The organism is Coprobacter sp. (assembly GCF_982436375.1).
Genome location: NZ_CEWDCG010000163.1, coordinates 1 through 6,964 on the forward strand (window position 1 = coordinate 1; position 6,964 = coordinate 6,964).

Below are 6,964 nucleotides of genomic sequence, written 5' to 3' on the forward strand. Positions count from 1 at the left end.
TTTTATTTGTCGGATAATCCTCATGCTCAAAAAATCTTAAAACAGATACTGAACAGAGTTTAATGGGATTTTAGAACCTGCTTAAATTTTATTTGAGTAAAGTTTGAAGTTTCTTTTAAGGATATTTTTCTGTTTTTATGAGGAAAATAACGGACTATCTGACGAGTGAAAACGGGAAAAAACAGGAGAAAACCGTAAAGATGGCTTGATGGTATTTTTTATTGTAAAATTTGTTGTTTCTAATCTTGTTATCATAAAGAAATTGCCCATCGGACAGTAACTCCTATCGACATGAGATGTACGGGAGAAGAGAGTAGAGCTTTAGGACTTTTCCCGTTTTGACGAGAGCTTTCCCAGATTGGATTTCCGGTTATTGTACCGTTTTCGGAATATTGAAGGAACGGTTTTTCGTTTGCCGTGTCATGGATTTTTCGGACGCCATATTCTCCGTAAATACCTGCATATATGTTACGGTGTGCTCCGAGATGCCATTTCCATCCTATTTCTGCAAATGGAGAAAGCGAGTATTTTAACTTTAAGTCCGATTTGTTCCGGGCTGCCGGATAGTTTCCGAATCCATGATTCGTAAGGTCTGTGTATTCGATATCTTCATAGGGGAAATACGCCGAAGTTTTTAATGCGGAATATCGATTATTGCGGGTTGCTGTTATCGGTATCCCTATTTTTATACCGGCTTTTGCGTATATTCCCGAATGGTTGTCGGATTGTAACTGGAAAAATATGGGAATATTCAGATAGAGGGCTTTTTGCTCTTCTTGAAAATCGGTATAGGTAAATCTGAAATCGAATGTATTTTGTTCAGAACTTCCGTCCGGTATTGAATTGGAAAGTACGGTATAATTATCAGAGTATCGGTCAATGTTGACTTTTGATCGGTATAGAGATAATTCGGTACCTGTACCGATTCCCCAGAGATCGGTTATCTTTAATAAATAACCGAGATTGAGAGATGCTCCTCCTTGAGGTTTGAATTTCCCTTCGGATACAGAATAATGTAATGCCGATATTCCACCTGATATTCCGACCGAAATTTCATTACGTCCCGGTTGTGCCGACGAGGTTATGAAAATAAGGCAGAAGATCATGGCAAGATATGTTTTTCTCATGGGATACATATTACTTTTATTTCTCGGGATATGCCTTCCTGTGTTGTTATTTTAACGATATAGCTTCCGGGAGTGTCGGATAGTGTAAATTTTACCGAGTTGCCGATCGCCGAAATGGTTTTGGTTTTCCCGGAAAGATCGGTGATTGTTATTTCGACTTTATTATTTTCTTTTTGCGAATCGATATATAATTTGATTTCTTCTCCAGCTTTTATCGGATTCGGATAGAGACGTATTTCGTCACCTGTGATTTGTATTTGTTTTTCACAGCTTGAGAGAGAAACGCCTTCGTCCGTAGTTACCAAAATGTGGTATTTGTCAGAACTTTGATGGTCGTCGGGTAATTTGATATAGGGTATTCCTGAACTTAAATAGTGATTATTCCGATACCAGACAAAGTCGGTAAAATGTAATCCGTTATTGTTTTCAGGATTGTTGATAACGGAAAGGACATCATTCCATCGTAATAAAAGTATGTTGTTTGGTAATTTAAACAGATTGACAGAAAATTCTTGCGTGTTTTCTTTGCTTTCTGAAATTATGGTTACCGGCTGATTGAATTTGCCTCCTTCCTCGACATTTATTTCTGCTGTTCCGGATATTTGGTCTCCCATTATTATCGTAGCTCCGGGATGGGCTTCGATCTCGATCCGGGCGGAGTTTATATCGCAATCGAGAGGTATATTTAAAGTATTTTCTTGAGAGATTTCTACATCCTCACCGTTGATTTTCAACGAACGTATTCGTGCTTCGAAACTTTCTGTTTTCAGAAAAAAAGTTTCGGGATCACTCAGGGCACTGACTCCATCGGGATAGATCGCTTCAATGGTATAGGTATAGTTGTTGCCTTGGGATAATTCTTTGTCTGTTATTATCGTGTCGGTCGTTAATTCCGGAGTGATATTCGTGCCATCTCTGTATATGCGAAAGTCGGGACGGTTAAACCGGATAGGAATAGAAGAACATGTTTTCGTATTTGTTTTTTGTAATAGTGCAGACCGGGGTACGGTTTGCCATTGTATTTGCGAATTTTCATCTGAGTTTTTATTCTTGACAGACCGTTTTTTTATTTCTTGTTGAGGAGGGACAACATAGCTTTGCTTTAGGGAAGAGATTCCGACTTGCAAGAAAAAGTTGTGGTCTTTATCGCTGTGTTGAGTCAGGGTTTTCCAGTTTTGCCCATCGGTAGAGTATATGTTCCCCTTTTGTGTTATAGGAACAGCGTTGTCTGTCGCTGCCGGACTATTCGTATATGATTCTGCGTATATAGAAACGGTCAAAGCTGCATCTTTTTTGATAGTGACCGGCTTGAGCAGTTTTACTTCTATTATTTGATCTTTATCTGTCGGATCGATTTTTTGCTGGTAGGAGAAGTTCCCTTGATCGATATGAAGACTGTAAGTTGCTCCTTCAACTGAAAGGAATGTGACGGATTCCAGTGTGTACCCGTCTATTTCTTGTAAGTCGTCGGTAGTCCAGCGTTGTCCGAAATAGAACGGTATTTGCTGATTGTCTTTATCTCTTAATTGCATTCTGTAAAAGTCGGTTGCATTTCCCCAAAATATTTTTTGTCGGGATATCGGCATTTGCCACTCTATTTGCAGTTCGGTTTCGTCAGTTCGTTTTATCGAAATATTTTTTGGAGGAAGTATGTCATATACATATATAGTTGCCGTATTTCCCGAGTCGGAAGCTTTGTTGTCTGCATATATTGCAGTGACGTCATAGTGATGTATGCCTACAGGCAATGCTGTTTCTGAGAAACTTGTCGAGGTCGTTGTACCTATTTCGGTACTGTTTCGGTATATCTTGTAGCGGACAGGTTGCTCGTCTCCTTTGGGTGCTTCCCAATTTACGATAGACCTTTTTTCTTCAGATGACCATTTGGCAGAGACTTGTTCGGGTACTGCTTTAGGAGGGAATGCGTAACGTCCGTCAAGATACTCGACTCCCGATCCGATAGGATCTAGATATTTGTCGATTCTTTGATCATCGGCTGTTCCGCATTGATCCCAGAAAAGAGCTAATTTCCCGAATAGATTCCGTCCTTCTTTACGGTCGGTACAATTTGCATTTCCTCCGGTCAGAAATCCTGTTATGCGTTTGTTCTGATCGAATAACGGAGCGCCGGATGATCCGCCTTCTGTCACTCCATGTCCGTTGGCGGTACTCTTGAATATAACGTTCCAGTGTCCGTCCTGCAACCCTTGCGTCGATCCGGATTTCCAAGTGTCTGATACTGCCGGTTGGTCATAAGTCGATATTTTTTTTACATCGCCTTGCGGGTGATGTATGCAGACTCCCGATTGAGGAGCTATATTCCGGCGATCCCATCCGTTATAGTATGCGTTCAGATTGTCCGGTATTTTCCCGTTTAATAATAGCAACGCTCCGTCAACACCATTCTCCAAAGGAACTCCGGCAATGTATGTGCATCCGATCATCGATACCGGAGATGTGGAGATGTCGCTCCCGCATCTTGTATTTTCATATCGGAAAAAGAATTGGGACTGAGACAGATCGGACGCAGAGGCTTGTTCTTTAGATGAAAGCAGGCAGTGGAATGCTGTCAATAAATAAGGTTTGAGGTCTTCTTTTGTATTGTTAAGGATAGACCCGGTACATAAGAAACTGCTGGTACCTATCGGTATAATCATTTTGACGACACCGTTCTTATGATCTTGCCATTGTTCCCCTTCTTCACAGTTGATGTCAACCATACAGCTGCCAGATAGACTTTCACTGTAAGAGTCTTTAATGCTTAAATAGTTGTATCCGTATCCTATTTCTTCGATTTCGATTTCCGGATTTTGAGGGAATTCGTCACCTTCAGGGGCAACATATTCGAGGATTATATCGTCTCCTGCAACGAATTCGGTTGCAAACTTCCCTTTTCCGGAGTGAGTTTTGTGTGTATAAGCTCCCAATATATGAGTATGCGCAGAGTTATATATGAATAGCTTGCTTCCGATCGGGAGATTGAATTTTTTATAATAAAGAGAGATTGCCTTGGCCTTATTTGCCATGATCCGGAGTTGCCAGATGCGTTCTCCTCCCGGAAGAGTACTCCATACTCCGGAATTTTCAGGAGAAAAAGAGGCCGGGAGCAATACTGCCACACGAGGAGGTAAGAATTCCTCTTTCATGCGTTCATCATCTGCCTTTAGATCATCGAGTGAAAAAGGGATATATATGTTTTTGATTCCATTTTTTTGTTTTGAAGGCTTCTTGTCTTTTGGGATGCAGAATACATGAAACTGGGCGGAGTACCTCCCTCGCTTATTTGTGCGTATGAAGAAAAAACGGTTGCAGAAAATAGGATGATTGTGACCCATAAAAAATATAATGTTTTATGGGTCGACAGGGTATAATATTTCTTGTTTTGCGACATCTGTTATTTATCCTTTTTCTGGTTACGATGCCCCCATCGTTTCTTTTTCTTCAGTAGATTTTCAAAGAAAAGCCTTAATCCGATAAAACGGGTATAGTCTCGTTGTACGTCCATCGCTCGAGGATCGCTGAAAAAAGAGAGTTGACTTTCTTTCCCAAATTGTTCGGGATAGAGGACGACTATGTTATTTCCGGCAAAATATTTGGATAAAAATGACGGAAGTTTGTCGAATTCGGTATTATAGGATACGGAAGTATGTCTTGCACTTACAATGATGAACAAATCATCTTGCAAGACGATTCCGGTTAACATAAGAATATCTTCCCAACTATCCAATATCTCGAATTCATTTCGGATGTTGTATTTTCCTTTACGGAGTATGGCTTTTAATTGTATTATAGTATTGGGGTGAGCATAGAATATCGCCCGGCATCCGATTTGTTTTGCCATATTGGCCACTCTGTCAACCCATTTAACGAATCCGGTTTCAAATTCTGCTTTTTCAGGAACGGCTATGACAATGCGTGTTACCGTATTGACTGGAATGGTGCATTTGGTGATCGCAACCATTTTGTTTGTTCCTTTTAGTAAACTCTCGGTTTTTGTTCCGAAAAAACTATCTACGATGTTGGCTTTGTGATGCAATCCGATAACTATTTCCGAGATATTTTTTTCTTTCATTGTGTGAATGATACCACTTGCGATATTCATATCGTACCGAGCTATGGTTTCCATTTCGACATCTGCGGATGAAGCTATCTTGGCTGCTTTTTGCAAAGCATTTTTGGCATTGAATCCGTTGTCTTGCGATTTGTCATCGGTGACATTTATTGCATATAAAGGTGTTTTCTTTTTCGGATTTTTCAATAGTATTGCCAAATTTACAAGGTTTTCTATAGTATCGGGATTTGCTATCGGAATCAGAATGCGTTCTTCTCCCGTATCTATTTTGTCTTTAAGATAGTCGTCTTGTTGTTGCTTGGTTACAAGTTCGCGTGCGGCTTTTTCGGTTACGAAAGAACTGATAGTACATGTTACGAGAATCATGATAACTGTTCCGTTCAATACGTTAGAATTGAATAATCCGAGGTCATATCCTATAAGTACGGCGGCTAAAGTCGCTGCTGCTTGTGCATTACTGAGTCCGAAAATCATATTTCGGTCAACTTTCGGAAGTTTAAATGTTTTTTGAGTAAACCATGCCGCTATCCATTTGGATGCCGTAGCAACGATTGACATATTGATTGCTACTATGATGGCCTCTGTACTGCTGAATACGCCGTGCAGATTGATCAACATTCCGACACCGATGAGGAAATAGGGAATAAAAAGTGCATTTCCTACAAATTCTATCCGGTTCATTAGAGGAGAAACAGCCGGAATAAATCGATTGAGTACGACACCGGCAAAAAATGCTCCGATAATTGCTTCGAGTCCGGCTAGTTGTGCCATGAATGATGCAGAGAACACTAAAGCTAATACAAAAATATATTGGGATACATTGTCGTCGTATTTTTTGAAAAACCACCGGGTAATGCGAGGAAAGGAATATATGATAATGGTACAATAAATCGTTATTGATATTAAAAGACGAATCCAGAATATCTCATTGATTTCGCCTTGCTGCATTCCTGCAATTACGGCAAGGATGATAAGCGCTCCTAATACGGTAATGATAGTGCCGGCAATGGTCGTTGTGACAGATGTGGCCCGTGGTATGCCATAGCGACTTACGATCGGATAGGCTACCAAGGTGTGAGAGGCGTACATGCTTGCCAGCAAGATAGAGGTTTCCAGATTGAAGTGTAGGGTATAATAGCTGATTGTCGTCCCTAATATCATCGGGATAAAAAAAGTATATAGTCCGAATACGATACCTTGCGTTTTATTTTTCTTGAAATCGTTAATATCCATTTCAAGGCCGGCTAAAAACATCAGGTAAAGAAGACCTACATTCCCGAATATCTGGAAACTGCTGTCTCGTTCGAGTAATCCGAATCCATGAGGACCTATTATCATCCCGGCAATGATCAGTCCGATGATGTGAGGAATCCGGAATCGGTTAAGGAGTAATGGAGCAAAGAGAATGATAGTTAATACGATAAAGAATATCAGTACCGGATTTGTAAATGGTAGGGCTGGTATTATATTTTCTATGTTCATACTAACTTTTTGTTTGTTGTGAGAAAATACTTTGTGATTTCTCAAAGAGTGTCCGAAAAAAAATCAGACTGGCTAAAATTCTTTACAAAAGTACAAAAAAGAGGATTAAAAATGAAAAGATATTAGAAATTGTAAATATGAGGATCGATTTATTGTAGATTTTCTTCTTTTTATATGGATAATCGTGCAAAATGTTTTAATTTTGCGGCATGAACGTGTATTATTGTTATTGAAATATAAAAAAATACCGAACAAAAGAAACTGTATTTAATAGGTTATAAAT

The 6,964-nt window shown here is 39.7% G+C and carries 3 protein-coding genes; all 3 read right to left on the minus strand.

Annotated features, from left to right (window positions below; translation table 11 throughout):
• Window positions 1-251: 251 nt before the first annotated feature.
• Entirely contained in the window at window positions 252-1,127 is an 876-nt protein-coding gene (locus AC1WHX_RS09250) for an outer membrane beta-barrel protein (protein ID WP_278582899.1), read from the minus strand.
• Window positions 1,124-4,273, minus strand: a complete 3,150-nt coding sequence (locus AC1WHX_RS09255; RefSeq protein ID WP_481229212.1) for a T9SS type A sorting domain-containing protein — start codon at window positions 4,271-4,273, stop codon at window positions 1,124-1,126. The genes AC1WHX_RS09250 and AC1WHX_RS09255 overlap by 4 nt, the downstream gene beginning before the upstream one ends.
• A 248-nt stretch (window positions 4,274-4,521) precedes the next feature.
• Window positions 4,522-6,681 (minus strand): cation:proton antiporter domain-containing protein, encoded by a 2,160-nt coding sequence (locus tag AC1WHX_RS09260; protein ID WP_481229213.1) that lies wholly within the window; start codon window positions 6,679-6,681, stop codon window positions 4,522-4,524.
• Between the last annotated feature and the right edge of the window lie 283 nt (window positions 6,682-6,964).

Coding starts and splice junctions, on each gene's coding strand:
- AC1WHX_RS09255 (WP_481229212.1), bottom strand. CDS start 4,273: ATGAAAGAGGAATTCTTACCTCCTCGTGTGGCAGTATTGCTCCCGGCC.
- AC1WHX_RS09260 (WP_481229213.1), bottom strand. CDS start 6,681: ATGAACATAGAAAATATAATACCAGCCCTACCATTTACAAATCCGGTA.
- AC1WHX_RS09250 (WP_278582899.1), bottom strand. CDS start 1,127: ATGAGAAAAACATATCTTGCCATGATCTTCTGCCTTATTTTCATAACC.